Origin of the sequence: Streptomyces tateyamensis, assembly GCF_003205575.1 — a bacterium.
In the GTDB taxonomy this organism is placed as follows: Bacteria; Actinomycetota; Actinomycetes; order Streptomycetales; family Streptomycetaceae; genus Kitasatospora; species Kitasatospora tateyamensis.
Genome location: NZ_PYBW01000129.1, coordinates 1 through 15,856 on the forward strand (window position 1 = coordinate 1; position 15,856 = coordinate 15,856).

General features: G+C 72.0%; 10 protein-coding genes and 1 tRNA gene. 3 read left to right on the forward strand and 8 right to left on the reverse strand.

Annotated elements, in window-relative coordinates; all coding sequences use genetic code 11:
- The first annotated feature begins 688 nt into the window (after positions 1–688).
- Both C7C46_RS28080 and C7C46_RS28085 read left to right on the forward strand, forming a co-directional pair.
- Positions 689–3,916 carry a tetratricopeptide repeat protein gene (locus C7C46_RS28080; protein ID WP_110672734.1) on the forward strand — a complete coding sequence of 1,076 codons (3,228 nt, stop codon included), beginning with the start codon at positions 689–691 and terminating at the stop codon, positions 3,914–3,916.
- Positions 3,917–4,150: 234 nt separating this feature from the next.
- On the forward strand, positions 4,151–4,552 hold the full coding sequence (locus C7C46_RS28085) for a hypothetical protein (protein ID WP_245985072.1): 402 nt from the start codon (positions 4,151–4,153) through the stop codon (positions 4,550–4,552).
- 35 nt (positions 4,553–4,587) lie between these two features.
- On the opposite strand, the gene C7C46_RS28090 is transcribed toward C7C46_RS28085, so the two are convergent.
- The 4 genes from C7C46_RS28090 to leuE all read right to left on the reverse strand — a co-directional run bounded on the left by C7C46_RS28090 (position 4,588) and on the right by leuE (position 8,112).
- A complete protein-coding gene (locus tag C7C46_RS28090) occupies positions 4,588–5,439 on the reverse strand; it encodes a hypothetical protein (protein WP_110672736.1) in 852 nt (283 codons plus the stop codon).
- A gap of 64 nt (positions 5,440–5,503) precedes the next feature.
- The gene (locus C7C46_RS28095; protein WP_245985074.1) at positions 5,504–6,631 is read right to left on the reverse strand and encodes a hypothetical protein; all 1,128 of its coding nucleotides are present in this window, start codon (positions 6,629–6,631) and stop codon (positions 5,504–5,506) included.
- Positions 6,632–7,309: 678 nt separating this feature from the next.
- Positions 7,310–7,386 (reverse strand) — tRNA-Thr (locus C7C46_RS28100).
- Between the two features lie 66 nt (positions 7,387–7,452).
- On the reverse strand, positions 7,453–8,112 hold the full coding sequence (gene leuE, locus C7C46_RS28105) for a leucine efflux protein LeuE (RefSeq protein ID WP_110672737.1): 660 nt from the start codon (positions 8,110–8,112) through the stop codon (positions 7,453–7,455).
- A 90-nt stretch (positions 8,113–8,202) separates the two neighbouring features.
- Here leuE and C7C46_RS28110 point away from each other — a divergent pair, with 90 nt between their 5' ends.
- Entirely contained in the window at positions 8,203–8,814 is a 612-nt protein-coding gene (locus C7C46_RS28110; RefSeq protein ID WP_110672738.1) for a TetR/AcrR family transcriptional regulator, read from the forward strand.
- On the opposite strand, the gene C7C46_RS28115 is transcribed toward C7C46_RS28110, so the two are convergent.
- From C7C46_RS28115 to tmk, 4 genes are all read right to left on the reverse strand, one after another.
- Entirely contained in the window at positions 8,798–10,399 is a 1,602-nt protein-coding gene (locus C7C46_RS28115) for an alpha/beta hydrolase (protein ID WP_110672739.1), read from the reverse strand. The two genes, C7C46_RS28110 and C7C46_RS28115, sit on opposite strands and share 17 nt — an antisense overlap.
- 45 nt (positions 10,400–10,444) lie before the next feature.
- Positions 10,445–11,545, reverse strand: a complete 1,101-nt coding sequence (locus C7C46_RS28120) for an alpha/beta hydrolase (protein ID WP_110672740.1) — start codon at positions 11,543–11,545, stop codon at positions 10,445–10,447.
- 164 nt (positions 11,546–11,709) lie between these two features.
- Positions 11,710–12,921 (reverse strand): DNA polymerase III subunit delta', encoded by a 1,212-nt coding sequence (locus C7C46_RS28125; RefSeq protein ID WP_110672741.1) that lies wholly within the window; start codon positions 12,919–12,921, stop codon positions 11,710–11,712.
- Between the two features lie 75 nt (positions 12,922–12,996).
- On the reverse strand, positions 12,997–15,856 hold a 2,860-nt coding region (gene tmk, locus C7C46_RS28130; protein WP_110672742.1), incomplete at its 5' end, for a dTMP kinase.

Genomic DNA, 15,856 nt, shown 5'->3' on the forward strand with positions numbered 1-15,856 from the left:
GGTGCGCTCGGCGAGCAGCCGCAGATGTATCCCACCGACATGCCCGATCTGTCCCTTGCCGTCGGCGGACATGGCAAGCCCGCGACTCCACTCGCTATCCTGCACGTGAAAGGTGCCTTCCGACCCGCCCGATACGACCCTCAGCAAGTCGCATCCAAGCAGGTCAGAAGGCACCTCTTCTTTTCATCTCACACTCTGTCAACAAGCCTGGCAGTCCTGCTGAAACACCGAGGCATGACCTACGCATTACGAGGCCACGAGGGTTCGTGACGCCAGGTGTCAACTCGTGCTCCGTGTTGCCGTCTTGCCTGTTCAGAGTGCGTGCGGAGAGTTCGAACATGACACGCTGTGCTACCTCGTCCAAAGGCGTCCGGCCGCACACCGGCCGCACATGCCACACCAGATGCTCCAGCCCCGTCAAAGACCCGCGCTTGTCGATGCCCCACAACTGACCAGCACGCTGGGGCCACCGGCACGCCACCGTAGCCCGGCCGATTCTGACCCAACCGGGAGGTAGCGCGTACGCTGCGTGCTGGACAGGACGGCACCTGGCCCGTCCGGAGGGGGCGGAGATGAGCACGCGCAGGGGGCTGTCGGTGGGGCGGTCCCGTCCAGGCCGGAGCGTACCTAGAAGCGGCAAGACCCAGCTGGCGGCCACCGTCGGCAGCCAGGGTTGGCAGGCCGCACAATGACGAACTTCGCCTTCGAAGCGACCGGGCCCGGGTCTATCGCCGCCCACAGCATCGGCACGGCGATCACCGGCTCAGTCACCGTCCTGCCAGCCGAACTGCTGAACTCGGCGCGCGACGTGCAGGCGCCTGTGGGGCTCACCAACCTTCCGCCACTCCCCCTGTGTCTCGGCCGCGCGGATGCGCTGGTCAGGCTGCGCGGCACGTTCGCGTCGGAGCCCGGGCAATGGGCTTCCGGGGCCGTCATCGTCCAGGGCCTCGGCGGCGTCGGCAAGAGCACCGTGGCACTCGCGTACGCCCACCGACACCGCCGCGACCACACCGTGGCGTGGTGGATCAACGCGGCTTCGCCCGCCCACATCGAGCAGTCACTGGCCGCCCTTGCCCTGCGGCTGATCCCCGCCTGGGCCAGCCATGCTGCCATCGAGGAACGCGCCGCCTGGGCGATGACGTGGCTGCAGTGGCACCCCGGCTGGCTGCTGGTCTTCGACAACGTCGAGGACCCGGCCGACCTTCGGCCCTACGCCGGCTCACCGGACGGCTGCATCATCGCCACCAGTCGGCGAGCGCTCGGCTGGCCGGTCACCGTCCCGGCGCTCGCCTTGGATGTCCTCGATCTGGCCGAGGCCAGCGAACTGGTCTACCGGCACGTGCTCGGCGGGACGGCGCCGAACCCCCGTCAGTTGCAGGAGGCCCGCGCCCTCGCCGCCGATCTCGGGCGACTCCCCATCGCGCTGGAGCAGGCCGGTGCCTACCTCGCGCAGAACCCGACGATCGGCATCGAAAGCTACCGCCGCAAGCTGACGGCCAAGTTGGACAAGGTCTCAGACGGTCATGACCCCGAGCGAACCATCGCTCGGATCTGGCGCCAGACGATCAGCACCCTGACCGATCGCAACCCGCTGGCGGTGTCTGTCCTGTCCACACTGGCGTGGCTGGCGCCCGACGACATCCCGGTGGACCTGTTGGCCACGACCGCCGCCGACGACACCGACGACTTGCACGAGGCCCTCGGGCTCCTCCGCGCCTACTGCATGGTCTCCCTCACCCGCGACACGGTGAGCGTCCACCGACTGGTCCAGGCCACTCTCCGGAACCAGCCGACGTTCGATGGCACGGCGCCAGCGGGCCGTCTGGAGGCCGAACGGCTACTGTGCGCCGCGGTAGTCGCGCTTGGGGAGCCACCAAGCTCCGGCCGGTCCTCTGCCTGGGAGCAACTGCTCCCACACCTCGTCACACTCGCGGCCACGACTCCTAACGGTCACTCAGACACCTTTCCCGCCGGACGGTACGCTGCTGCTGCGAACTACCTAATTGGCCACGGACACGACGCCCGCGCTGTTCCGCTGCTTACCGCGGCCCTCGCCCGCTGCGAGGAGCTCGCTGGAGCCGAGCACGAGCTCACCATGAAGGTCCGTGCGAACCTGGCCTACGCCTACCACGGAGCAAGGGACTTCAGCCGGTCCATCGCGATCCTCGAACCGATGGTCGCCCAGTGCACACGGGTTTTCGGCGACTCGCACCCCGGGACTCTCACGGTGGCCTCCAACCTCGCCAACTCATACCGTGACTCCGGCGATCTGACCCGCGCCATGGCGCTCCACGAAGCCACTCTGGCCCGCCGTCGGCAGGCGCTCGGCGACAACCACTCCGACACCCTCGTCAGCTGCGAGGAACTGGCCCGCACGTACCAAGCCTCAGGCGACCTGGATCGCGCCATCCCCCTGCACGAGGCGACCGTGGCACAACACGAGCAGTCCCTCGGATCTGCTCATCCGGCCACGCTGAGCAGCCGAGGCGACCTGGCTGCGGCCTACCTCGCCTCGGGCGACCTGGATCGCGCCATCCCGATATACGCCGCCGTCCTCGCCGAACGGCAGAAGGCGTTCGGCGACAGCGATCCTGACACCATCACCAGCCGGAACAATCTCGCCTACGCCTACTTGAGCGCCGGACGCCCCGACCGAGCGGCGCAGCTCCTGGAGACAACCCTGGCCCGGAGCGAGGAGGTGTACGGCGAGGCGCACCCGGAGACCATCGCCGTCCGCGCGAACCTCGGCTGTGCCTACCGGGACGCCGGGCAAGCGCCGCGTTCGATCGCCCTGCTGGAGACCGCAGCTGCGCAGAGCGCCCACCTGCTCGGCGACGCACACCCCCAGACCCTGACCACCAGGAACGGGCTGGCAGAGGCATACCGGGTTGCCGGCGACACTGAACGGGCGATCTACCACTACGACACCGTCCTCGAGCACCGTGCCGCGCTGCTCGGCGAGACGCATCCTCACACCCTCGCCACCCGAAGCGGCCTCGCCAAGGCCCACCTCGCGGCGGGCGACCCGACCCGTGCCGTCCCGCTATTCGAGACCGTCACCGCCCAGTGCGAGCAGGTCTTCGGCGGCACCCACCCCGACACCCTGGCCAACTGCATCAGCTTGGCTGAAGCCCTGCGCCTAACCGACGACCCGGCCCGTGCCGTCACTCTCGCGGAGACGACGCTGGAACGGTGCATCCGGTCGCTCGGCGAGGACCACCCTCACACCGTGCTGTGCCGGAGCAACCTGGCCACCGCTTACCTCACGGTCGGAGGCACCCAGCAGGCCCTCCAGCTCCTCGAAGTAACCGTGCACAGCGCCGGCCGCCTCTTCGGCGCCACACACCCGCACACCGTCACCGCCCGAACGAACCTGGCCGCCGCCCACCTCGAACTCGGCGACACGGCCCAGGCGGTCGCCGTCCTGGAGGAGCTCCGCGCGCAGCTGGATGCCGAACACGGCGGCACACACTCGGAAACACTCCATTGCACCGCGATGCTGGCCCGCATCCTTGGCATGTCCGGCAGCCTCGCACGGGCGACTCGGCTGCTGGAACATAGCGCCGCGCGCACCGAACAGGAACTTGGCGCCACCCACCCGGACACCCTCGAGCAACGGCGGCACCTGGCCGAGATCTACCGGGCCGACGGCCGTCCCGATCAGGCCGTGCCGCTGTACGAAGCCGCCCTCGCCCACTGGCAGCAGACCCTCGGTGACCACCCGAACATCCTGATCGCCCAACTCGCCCTGGCAGACACTTACAAGGAGGCTGGCACACCCCGGAAGGCGATCGCCGTCTACCAGGCAGCCCTCGACCGGATCGAGCCCGCCCTGGGCCCGGAGAACCCGCTCGTCGCGCAGATCCGCGCACGGACCGGCTCAGCCGGGTCGGCCGCTTCGGAGACTGGCCGTTAGTACCCCCGTGACAGCTCTCCGTTTGCTTGCCAAGGTCAGCAGCCTGACGCTCGGGAGTGCAGACAGGGCTGCCTCAGAGGCAGGAAGGTCTTCGCTTGACTCGCGTGGAGTGAGGCCGATCGACGGGCGGCGGATTGCAGAGTTGCCGCGTGCACACCGGCTGGGCGCCCTAGTCTGACGCCCTGACATCAGTCAATGACAGGAACTCAGAGGTGGCTTGTGGGAGCGGAGATCGTGGAGTTTGTTGAGCAGGCAGGGCCGTATCTAAGCGCGGCCTTGGGCACCTACGGTGCAGGGGTGCTGGCCCGGGCTGAGGACGCTGCGGTGGGAGCGACGGCGAACGCAGGGCGCAGCATCCTGCACGCGATCTGGCGGCGCCGGAGCCCCGCCGGGCGCCCGGAGCTGGAGGCGGCGGTGCGTGAGGCGGCCGAGGACCCGGAGGACACCGATGCTGCCGCCGCGCTACGCCAGCAAATCAAGCGGACGCTACGGGAGGATCCGCAGTTGCTTACCGAACTGGCCGCCCAGCTTCCCGCCGCCGGTGCAGTGACGATCACCGCGTCCGGTGAACGATCCATCGCCGCACAGACAATCGGCACGGCCGTCACCGGCGACAACACCACGATCCGTCCGTGACCCAACCCCCATCCCCGAACTCGGTGCCGTAGTGATCACGGCAAGCGGCTGAGGTATGCCGGGGCCACGGTACGGATGGTTTCCTCGGGGATGTCACCGGCGTGGGCTTCGACGGCCAAGTTGACGCCAGGAGTCGCGGCGGCCCCGAAAAGATCCCGGAGGAGTCTGAGTCCTTCAATGGCGATAGCGCCAACGCGTGGATCCTGGACCAGGGTGGCGAAGGAAGCAGCTACCTGACGAGCCGGGACTGTGGCCATGATCCGGTAGACGTCGCCAGCATCCTTGTTCGTCAGGCGATCGGGGCGCCGTTCGACGTCGGCAACCCGCTCACTGATCTTGTAAGCCTTGGCGACCAGCAGGGCGGCAGGGCCAGCGACGTTGGCGCTAACGCTGCGCCTATCCTCCGGATCGAGGCTCTGGATGAGCACCAGCGAACGGTCGACGGCGCAGACCTCCAAGCCAGGGGTCCAGCGGGCAGTCATGTTGTCGTGTGGGGGAATCTTGGCACTTCGCTTTCCAATTTTCCCAGCCAACTCCTTGGCGATGAGCAGATCTAGCTCGACCTGGACGGCTTGGTCGCCGATCTGCTCGGTACGCGCCCACAAGCCCGGCTGGTTGTCCTGCATCAGTTCGAATCCGGCAGCCCGCAGCACTTCGTCGAGATGCGGCTGGTCACCCAGCAGGACCGGGTCGATACTCAGGTCCGCGTCGGACGTGAAGGGCGCGTTGCGCATCGCGGCGTTCGGTGTGCGCAGGTAAACGGCCTGGGCTCCGACGACGGTCAGTGCGTCCAGGTGCGGGCGCAGGGCAGCAAGGCCGTCGAGCAGGACCCGCCGCGCGGCGATCGCCAGCTGACTCCGCTCGACACCCTCGGGGATCTTGGACATGCCGCGCCTCACCTTCACCAAACGCACTGTCAGGAGGTTGATCCTAGTAGGACAACGTTCATGATCAGATCGGGAGTTGGGCAGCGCGCCACAGCTGCGGGTTTTCCTGCATGTACGTCAGAACAGCCTCGCCTTCTGCTGGCATCCGACCGGGACCGGAGAGGCAATCGAGGACCAGCTGGCTCAGCGCAACCCTGGGAAGCCCATCCATTTCGACGGTCCGCTCAAAGACGACGGAGTCGTGTGCCCGGAGCATGAGGACGTCGGCTCCCTTGTCGACGCGCAGCAGCCCAAGGTCCTCACCGATGATGTCGGGCGTGTGAGGTCCGGCGGTGACGTAGAGCATCAGCTGACCGCCAACAGCCAGCGGGGCAACCGAATGGGCGGCATAGGAACCGGTTACTGCGACGGAGTGCCGGTCGGCCTCAGGCAGGGTACGCAGTGCGCGCAGTACCGCGTCGATGCCATTCGGGGCGACCATGCCAACATAGGGATTGTGGCGAAGCAGGTTGAGCTGCTCGGCCCGAACACGCAGTAGCTGCGGCCAGTCCACGTCCTTGATGACCCGGCCCTGGCGTCGGATAAGCAGCTGGTCTTCGAGGGTATCCAGGAGCCGGGAGACGTAGGGAAGGCTGAGCTTGGCAGCTTCGGCGAGTTGTGCAGCCCTATAGGGCGGGAATACGTCAGCAAGGAGACGCACAAGACGCCCGACCTTGGGGCCCGCCAGTGTTGCCTTGGTGCTTCTCGGGGAGCCGGCCAGTGGCGAGCGGGTCTCCCCCTGGGTGTAGAGGACGATGGCGGGCCGCGGGACCCGTAGAGACATGTTGCCAGTCAGGTCGATGTACCCAATGCCGTTCTCGCGTAGGAGCAACTGGACGCGCGGTGCAATCCATGGGGCGATTACCATCGGGCTCGTATAACTGTTTACCTGCCGAACAAGATCAAGCTTGGGCAGCAGCTGCTCTTCGACCATGCGGGGAGTTACGTTCTTCCTCAGGTCAACCAGCAGCTGGGTGAACACGCTGTCACCATCCGACTTCACCTGCACCAGCGCGTCCAGATGCTGCCTCCCACTCCTGGCCTCGCGCGGGGAGGGCTGGAGGCTGACATCCCAGGTCGGACCGAGTTGGTCGCGTAGCGCTTGCAAGCCCTGCTCAAGGAGCGATTCCGGGGTCAAGTCATCGAGGTCCACTCCCCGATCGTGACACGAGAGAGTCGCCCAGTCTACGAAAACTTGCTCAGATCACCCACTTGCCCGAACCGGGCAAGCTGCCGACCTAGACAAGTTTTTTCAGGTGACCAGCTTCTCTCAATCCGGAAAGTAGTGCTTGAGGCAAGTTGCGTAGCCCTCGGTGCACCACGCAGCGCAGAGGCTTATCGGCGGGCGCCGGGCGAGAAGAGGCGGGGGCGGCACAGTACCTGCACCCCGAGCCGCAGTAGAACCGAGCGACATTCGGCACCCCGTAGGCACTGGGCAGGTCGGCCACGACAAGCTTGGCCGCTGATGCTGCACCTAGGACGACAACCGGGCGCCCCGCGAACTGCTGAAGCTGGCGGCGCACCTGTCGACATCGCACAACGAACTGATCAACAACCAGTCCCAGCCTTGCTGGCGCACCAGGCGCCCAAGCAGCACAGCTGCAGCGATGGCCGCACTTCGGCCGCACATCAGCCCTGGCCATCCGTCAGCTATGCCCTTGCTCACCTCGAATGCCCAGGTCAGCGAGCCACTGAGTCCGGGACTACCGTCAGTCGACAACTCATGACCTACGCACTCCGTACACAGGGTCCCGGTGCACGATTTGGGCATTTCCCATGGTCAACCGAACGAGAAAACCCCAGGTCAGAGGCCCGACCTGGGGTTTCACTATGGAGCCGCCTATGGGATTCGAACCCATGACCTACGCATTACGAGTGCGTTGCTCTGGCCAACTGAGCTAAGGCGGCACCGCTGCCCACGCAGGGCAACGCGGGCAAGTCTACACAGGTTCGGGGGGTGGGCCGTCACGTGGTTCAGGCGGAGGAGGTGGCGAGCTTGGCGGCGAAGCCGGCGAAGAGGAGGGCGACGCCGCTGGTGAGGGTGGCGGACAGGCGCTTGCGGCGGCGGAAGGCGGTGGCGAGCGAGGTGCCGGCGAAGATCAGGACCGAGAGGTAGATCACGCTCATGGTCTGCAGGATGCCGCCGAGCAGGGCGAAGGAGAGGGCCGGGACGCCGTAGTGGGGGTCGACGAACTGGGTGAAGAAGGAGAGCAGGAAGAGGATGGCCTTGGGGTTGAGCAGGCTTATCACCAGGGCGCGGCGGAACGGGCGCTCCAGGGCCTGCGGCTGCTCCTCGGCGGCGGCGGGGGCGGGCCGGTCGGCGGAGCGGTGCTCGCGCCAGAGCTGGCGGGCCGAGCGGAGCATGTTGAAGCCGATCCAGAGCAGGTAGGCCGCGCCGCCCAGCTTCACCACGGCGAAGGCGGCCGGGTTGGCCTTGAGCAGCGAGGCCGCGCCCAGCGAGGTGAGGCTGATCAGTGTGAAGTCGCCGAGGAAGACCCCGGCGGCCGCGCGGTAGCCGGTGCGGATGCCCTTGCGGGCGGCGACCGAGAGCACGTAGAGCGAGTTCGGCCCCGGGAGCAGCACGATCACCAGTGCTCCCAGGGTGTAGGTGGCGAGGTCGGTCACACCGAACACGGCGGGGCGGTCCTTCCGGGGCAGCGGGGCAGCGGGGCAGTGGGGTGGCGGGACCGGAAGCTTAACCCCGGGGACGGTTAGCATCACCCCATGCCCCCTGCCCGCGGAGACCACGACGCCCGCCGCCGCGACGTCTCCCGGGCGGTCTGGCGGGTGCTGGCCACGCGCGGCTTCGGCGGGCTGACGCTGCGCGCCGTGGCCGCAGAGATGCAGGCCTCCACCGGACTGCTCACCCACTACTTCCCCACCAAGCAGGACCTGCTGCGCACCGCCCTGGAGGTGCTGGACCAGCGCAACCAGGAGCGCCCGCGCCGGGTCGCGCCCGCCGAAGGTTTGGCCGCACTGCGCGCGGCCCTGGTGGACGTGCTGCCGCTCGACCCGGACAGCGCCGCGGAGAACCGGATCTGGGTCAGCTCCTGGGACGTGGCGCTGGCCGACCCGGAGCTCGCCGCCGCGCACGCCGAGCGCTACCGCCGCTCCCGGCTGCGGCTGACCGAGCACGTGGCAGCGGCCGTCCGGCGCGGCGAGGTACCGGCCGGCACCGCCGTCGAGGACCTGGCGGCCGCCGCCCAGGCCTTCGTGCTCGGCCTGGTGGTGCAGGCGCTGTTCGCCCCCGGGGAGTTCCCGCCGGAGCGTCAGGTCGCGCTGCTGGACGGCTGGCTGGCCGGTGTGGCCGCTCCCGGCGTCACTTGGGACAGCTGAGCCCGGCGGCCGGCGTGCGGCCCTCCACCAGGTAGTGGTTGACCGCCGAGTCCACGCAGTCGTTGTCCCGCCCGTAGGCGGTGTGGCCGTCGCCCTGATAGGTGATCAGCTGACCCGACGCCAGCTGCCCGGCCAGCGAACGGGCCCAGGCGTACGGCGTGGCCGGGTCCCGCACGGTGCCGACCACCACGATCGGCCCGGCCCCCTCGGCCCGGACGGTGTGCGGCGTGCCGGTCGCCTTGACCGGCCAGTACCCGCAGGTCAGCGCCATCCAGGCCATGTCCCGGCCGAAGTGCGGCGAGGCCTGCTGGAAGGCCGGCACGGCCGCCGCCACCTCGGTCGGCGAGCTGAACGGGGCCGGCAGGTCGAGGCAGTTGACGGCCATGTTGGCGAACATCAGGTTGGGGTAGTTGCCGTCGGCCGAGCGCTCGTAGTACGCGTCGGACAGGTGCAGCAGCTGCCCGCCGTCCCCGGACTTGGCGGCGGCCAGCGCGCTGCGCAGCTGCGGCCAGAGGAACTCGGCGTACAGCGCCTCGATCACCCCGGTGACCGCCTGCGCCCGGGTCAGGGTGCGCCCGCTGCCGGCCGGCAGCGGCTTGCCCTGGAGCGAGGCCAGCAGCGCGTCCAGCTCCTGGCCCGCCTGCTGCTCGCTGCGGCCCAGCGGGCAGTCGGAGCGGCCCGCGCAGTCCTTGGCGAACGAGGCCCAGGCGGTCTCGAAGCCGCCGGCCTGGGTGCGGTTGCCGGCGAACGCGTCCAGTGAGGGGTCCATCGCCCCGTCCAGCACCATCCGGCCGACCTTGCCGGGGAACAGACCGGCGTAGGTGGCGCCCAGCAGGGTGCCGTAGGACTTGCCGACGTAGTTCAGCTTCGGCTCGCCCAGCAGCGCGCGCAGCACGTCCATGTCGCGGGCCGCCTCCACGGTGCTGACGTGGCCGAGCAGGGTGCCCGCGCGCTGCGCGCAGCCGGCCGCGAACTCCCGGTCGGCGGCGACCAGCCGGTCGGTCGCCGCCTGGTCGGTGGGCGTGGTGTCGACGGCGGTGAAGGCGTCCATCCGGTCCCCGCTCAGGCAGCTGACCGGGGAACTGCGGCCGACCCCGCGCGGGTCCAGGCCGACCAGGTCGTAGGCGGCCCTGACGACCGGCTGGTAGCCGCCCGCCACCGACTCGACGTAGGAGACGGCCGACCCGCCGGGGCCGCCCGGGTTGAGCAGCAGGGAACCGAGCCGCTGCTGGCCGCCCGCGCCGTCGGCCGGGCGGCGCACCGCGGTCAGCATCAGGTCGCCGCCGCCCGGGTGGGCGTAGTCGGTCGGGACCTTGAAGCCGGTGCACTGGAAGCCGTTGTCGCACGCCTGCCAGTCCAGGTGCTGCGCGTAGTACGCGGCCAGCTCGGCCGGGACCGCCGCCGGCAGCGGCTGGAGCGGGGTGGCGGCCGCCCCGGTGCTGCCCGCACCGCCCGCGCCGTCCGAGGAGGAGGACGAGGAGCGCGGGGTGGTGTCGCCCGGCTCGGTGCCGCGCCCGGCGCTGGTGCAGCCGGCCAGCAGCAGAACGGCCGCCAGGACAGCGGTGCGGAGCGGGGCGACGGGCATGCGGAAGTCTCCTCGGTGGCTGGGGCTCGGGGCGGCGGCAGGCGCTCAGGACGTCGGACGGGCCAGCGTGTCCGTAAGGTACTGCGCCGCGAGCCGAACCAGGCGCAGCCGCTCCCGCTCCGGCGTGAAGTCCTGCACCACGTCCGAGACCCGCACCACGGCCCGGGCCGCCTGCCCCTTGCCCGCGTGCAGCGCATCCGCCACCCGGTGCGCGGCCGTCAACCCGTCCGTGTCGGCCTTGGCGGCGGCCAGCAGCAGGTGGGTCGGCGGACCTGACGGGGCGTCGGCCGCCGTCTGGGCCAGCGCCGGTGCGTCGTAGCGGCCCGAGACCGCGGCCGCCGCGCCGTACAGCTCGGGACGGGCCAGCCCCGCCGCCACCGCGCAGGGTGCGCCGGCGCCGACCCCGAGAGTGGCCCAGCCCTGCGGGGCGGGAGGCAGGGTGCGGAAGGCGGCGGCCACCGCGGTGCGCAGCCCCGCGTCGTCGGCGAGCGCCTGGGGGGCGGCTGCGACCAGCTCGCAGGGGTGCTCGGTGCCGGTCGGCGCGGCGGGGGCCACCACCAGGAACGGGCGGGCCCGGCCCAGCTTGATCGCCGACAGCAGGCCGTCGAAGACGTCCGGCAGCTCGGCGTCGGCGGTGCGGCCCGGCACCGAGGCGTGCAGCACCAGCACCGGGTAGCGGACCGCGGCGTCGTCGGCGTAGTGCGGCGGCAGCCAGACCCGCACGGCGCGCGGCTTCCCGTCGCTGCCGGGCACCGCGCCCTCCAGCAGATCGCCCTCGGCCGGGTGGCCGATGCCGGTGAACGCCACCGGCCGCCCGGAGCCGGCCGAGGCGGCTGGCGAGGCGGACGGCGGGACGGCGGCCGGGTGCTCGACGGCCGCGGGAGCGGCGGGCAGCCCGGCGGACGGCGCGGCCCGGGGCGGCGCCGACGGGCGGCCGACGAAGACCGCGGTCACCGCCAGCGCCGTTGCCGCCATCGTGCAGACCAGCGCGCCGGCGGCCCGCAGCACCACCGGGCGCAGCTCGGTGCCCAGCTCGTAGGTGAGCGCGGCCCGCTCCCCCCGCCAGCCGTGCAGCGCGCCCCGGGCCAGCAGGCAGGCCGCCGCCAGCACCGGCACCAGGAGCAGCAACAGCAACGGACGGGACATGGGGGCACCACCCTCGCGCGGACCGGTCCCGGACGCCCGGGTTCTCGCTCCACAGCGTGCAGTCCCGCCCCCGGGAACCGGCCCAGTCCCCGGCCTGCACGGCCGCGTTCACCCGAACGAGCGAGCGGGACGGACCGCCTGACGGCCGGTCGGCCGAATCCGGGTCAGCCCGCGCGCAGTGCCACCGTCATCGCCTCCACCGCCAGCAGCGGATCGACGTTGCGGTCCAGCGCCCGACGGCAGGCCAGCACGGCTTCGATCCGGCGCAGCGTGGCCTCCGGCGGGCCGGCCTGGGCCACCCGGTCCAGGGCCTGGCGCTGGTCCAGGTTGGCCGGCGCCGCGGTCGAACCGAGCTGCTGGGCGAGCACGTCGCGGTAGAAGCCGAGCAGGTCCAGCAGCGCCACCCCGAGGGTCTCCCGGCGGGCCCGGGTGGCCCGGCTCTTCTGGCGCTTCTCCAGCTCCTTGACCGCGCCGGCCATGCCGCGCGGGGTCTTGCCGCCCTCCACCGCTCCGTAGGCGGCCCGCAGGTCGTCGGTCTCCTTGGTGTCCCGGGTCACGGCGAGCGCCTCGGCATCCGCCTTGGCGGTGTCCACCAGGCGCTGGGCGGCGGCCAGGCAGCCGCCGATGTCGGCTACCTCCAGCGGAATCCGCAGCACCTCCAGCCGGCGGGTGCGGGCCTGCTCGTCCACCGCGAGCCGGCGGGCCCGCTCGATGTCGCCCTGGCCGGCCCGGGCGGCCAGCTCGGCCAGCCGCGGCTCGACGCCGTCCCGGCGCACCAGCAGGTCGGCGACCGCCTCGGCGGCGGGGGTGCGCAGCACCAGGTGGCGGCAGCGGGAGCGGATGGTCGGCAGGGTGTCCTGCACCGAGGGGGCGCAGAGCAGCCAGACGGTCCGGGGCGAAGGCTCCTCCACACCCTTGAGCAGGGCGTTGGCGGCGGCCTCGGTCAGCCGGTGCGCGGCGTCGATCAGGATCACCGACCAGCGCCCGCCGGTCGGGTAGCTGGCGGCCCGCAGCACCAGGTCGCGCATGTCGCCGACGCCGACCGACAGGCCGTCGGTGCGGACGAACTTCACGTCCGCATGGCTCTCGGCCATCACGGTGTGACAGCCGTCGCAGAAGCCGCAGCCGGGGGTGCCGCCGAGGTCCAGGTCGGGGCTGGTGCACTGGAGCGCCGCCGCGAAGGCGCGCGCCGCCACTGTCTGGCCCGCTCCCGGCGGACCGGTGAACAGCCAGGCGTGCGTCATGAGCGAGGCGTTCGCCCCCGACTCGGGCTGCCCCGAGCGGCCGGCCAGCACGGTGGCCCGGGCAGCCCGCGCGGCCGCCGTCAGCTGCTCGACCACCCGTTCCTGGCCCACCAGGTCGTCCCAGACGGCCACCACAGCTCCCGTGCTCGACCAGCGATCTGTCCGCCAGCGAGCATACGTGCCGTGGCGGACAGCCCGGGCCGGGCGCTACTTGCGGCGCTTGCGGCCCTTGCCGTCCGACTGGTCGTCCGGGTCCACCTGCTCCCACTGGGCCCACTCCTCGCGGGTGCCCAGCAGCGAGTCGGTCAGCGTGGGGAGGTCGTCCATCGGCGTCTCCTCCGCCCAGGACGGGCGGGCCGGGCGCGGCTGCTCGGCGGCCGGCGCCTCGTGGCGGAACAGGCCGGGCGGCATCCGGTCCTCGATCGGACGGACCGGCGGCAGGACGGCGGTCCGCTCGACCTCGGACTCCTGGGCCGACTTGGCCGACCTGGCCTGCGCGGTCTCCCTGGCCTGCTTCGGCTCACCGGCGGCCTTGGCCTCGCTCGCCCCGGCCTGCTTCGACCCGGCCTCCTTCGACCCGGCCGGCTTCGCCACCGGCGCCGGCCCGGCCGGCTTGGCGACCTCGACCGTCTCGGCCTCGATCGCCCCGGTCCCGACCCGCGGCAGCACCGCGGTCCGGTCGACGGGGTCCTCGGTCTCGACCCGCGGCAGCACCGCGGTCCGGTCGACGGCCATCTCGGCCGTCTCGGCCGCCTTCGCCGCCTCGGCCGCCGCCACCGCCGCCTGCCGGTCCTGCTCCGAGATCTCCTCGGTCAGCTCGTCGGCGCCGACCACCGGCATCTCCCGGGTCACCGACTCGGCGTCGTTGGCCGCCCGGGCCTCGGCCGCGGCCTGCTCGGCCAGCCGGGCCGCCTCGGCCCGCTGCAGCGCCTCCTCGGCCCGCCGGCGCTGCTCCTCGCGCTGCACGTCGCGCTGGCGCTGCAGCTCTGCCTGCTGCGCCTCCTCGGCCTCCCGGCGGGCCCGCTCGGCGGCCTCCGCCGCCAGCCGGACCGCCTCCGCCGCCCGCCGCTCGGCCTCCTGCTCGGCCCGCTGCTTCGCCTCCGCCTCGGCCTTGAGCCGAGCCTCCTCGGCAGCCTTGCGGGCGGCCTCGGCGGCCTTGCGCGCGGCCTCCTCCTTGGCCAGGCGCTCCTTCTCGGCCTGCTCGGCCCGCAGCTGCTCCAGCAGCTCCTGCCGCTTGCGCTCGGCCTCCGCGGCCTCGGCCCGGCGGCGGGCCTCTTCGGCCGCCCGCCGCTCGGCCTCCTCCTTGGCGAGGCGCTCCTGCTCGCGGCGCGCCTCCTTCTCCTGCTCGGACAGCGGCAGCTCACGGTCCAGCCGGTGCCGGATCGCGGTGGTGACCAGGTCGGCCGACCGGCTGCCGTCCACCACCAGGTAGCGCACCGGGTCGGCGGCGGCCAGCGCCAGGAAGCCGGCCCGGACCCGGGCGTGGAACTCGGTGGGCTCACTCTCCAGGCGGTCCAGCGCCTCGGTGAACCGCTCCCGGGCCTGCGCCGGATCGACGTCCAGCACTACGGTCAGGTCGGGCACCAGGCCGCCGGTGGCCCAGCGGGAGATCCGCGCCACCTCGGTGGCGGCCAGGTCGCGGCCGGCGCCCTGGTAGGCGATCGAGGAGTCCATGTAGCGGTCGGTGATCACCACCGCGCCGCGGGCCAGCGCGGGGCGGATCACGTTCTCCACGTGCTCGGCCCGGTCGGCCGCGTAGATCAGTGCCTCGGCCCGGTGCGACAGGCCGGTGTTGCCCACGTCGAGCACCAGGGCGCGCAGCCGCTGGCCGACCGGGCTGCCTCCCGGCTCGCGGGTGACCACGACCTCATGGCCCTTGCTGCGGATCCACTCGGCCAGCGCCTGCGCCTGGGTCGACTTGCCCGCTCCGTCACCGCCCTCCAGGGCGATGAAGAAGCCGCTGCCGCTGGCCCGGTGCTCGGCCACCTCGCGGCTGCCGCCGAGCGCCTCCAGCAGCTCCCGGCCGAACGGCACGGTGCCGCGCTGGTCGTCGGTGCGCATCAGCACCACCCCGGCCAGTGCCAGGGTGAGCACGCCGGCGGTGGCCACCGCGAGGGCGGCGCCGCCGTGGATGAAGGTGAAGCCGCCGGGCGTGCGGTTGCCGTACTCGACCTCGCCGTAGCCGGCCGCCAGCAGCGGCATCGCCACCAGCGCGGCGCCGGTCACCATCCGCAGCACCGCGTACAGGTGCTCGGTGACCAGCGGCAGCCGGGCCTCCTCGACCTCCTGGGCCAGCAGCGCCCGACCGGTCCCGATCACCAGGCCGGCCGCCACCGCGGCGACCGAGGTGAGCAGCAGGATCAGCACGTAGTCGAAGACCAGGCCGGCCAGGATCAGCGCGGCGCCCATCACCAGCAGGGCCACCGCCAGCAGCCGGCGTCGGGAGAGCGTCGGCAGGGTCACCCGGGTCAGCCGCAGGCCCAGCCAGGGCAGCCCGGTGGCGGCCAGCACCAGCAGGCCGTAGCCGACCGGGCCCGCGCCGTGCTCGGCCGCGGTGAGCAGCGCGAGCGCGGCGACCCCGGCGGTCGCGGCGTAGCCGGCCGCGATGGCGAAGGTGAAGTACGGGGCGGAGCCGGTGCGGCCCTTCCCGAGCGCCGGGCCCGGGGCGGCGTCCGTCGGCGCCCGCAGGCCGCGCAGCGGCGAGCTCGGCCGGCCGCTGCCGAGCGCGGTGCCGGACAGGTCCTGCGGGTAGAGCAGCACGGCCGAGACCGCGAAGAGCACGGCGGCGCCCAGCGCTCCGACGGTCAGCTGGTGCGCGCGCAGCCAGTCCGAGCCGAGCGCCGCGGCCAGGTTGTTCAGCAGCGTGCAGCCGATCAGGGCGAGCGCGGCCAGCGGCACGGTGGCCCAGCCGGTGCGCAGGTCCAGGGTGCGCAGGGTGGCCAGGTTGGCGGCCGAGGGGTGCTGCTGGTCGGCGGGCGCGTACGGGTTGGCGGCCGGCAGCAGGCCGGGGGCCGCGGTGCCCTTGGCGGCCGACCAGACCCGCTCGGCGGCCCCGGCCGCGAAGACC

Coding starts and splice junctions, on each gene's coding strand:
- C7C46_RS28115 (WP_110672739.1), bottom strand. CDS start 10,399: ATGCCCGTCGCCCCGCTCCGCACCGCTGTCCTGGCGGCCGTTCTGCTG.
- C7C46_RS28110 (WP_110672738.1), top strand. CDS start 8,203: ATGCCCCCTGCCCGCGGAGACCACGACGCCCGCCGCCGCGACGTCTCC.
- C7C46_RS28080 (WP_110672734.1), top strand. CDS start 689: ATGACGAACTTCGCCTTCGAAGCGACCGGGCCCGGGTCTATCGCCGCC.
- C7C46_RS28090 (WP_110672736.1), bottom strand. CDS start 5,439: ATGTCCAAGATCCCCGAGGGTGTCGAGCGGAGTCAGCTGGCGATCGCC.
- C7C46_RS28120 (WP_110672740.1), bottom strand. CDS start 11,545: ATGTCCCGTCCGTTGCTGTTGCTGCTCCTGGTGCCGGTGCTGGCGGCG.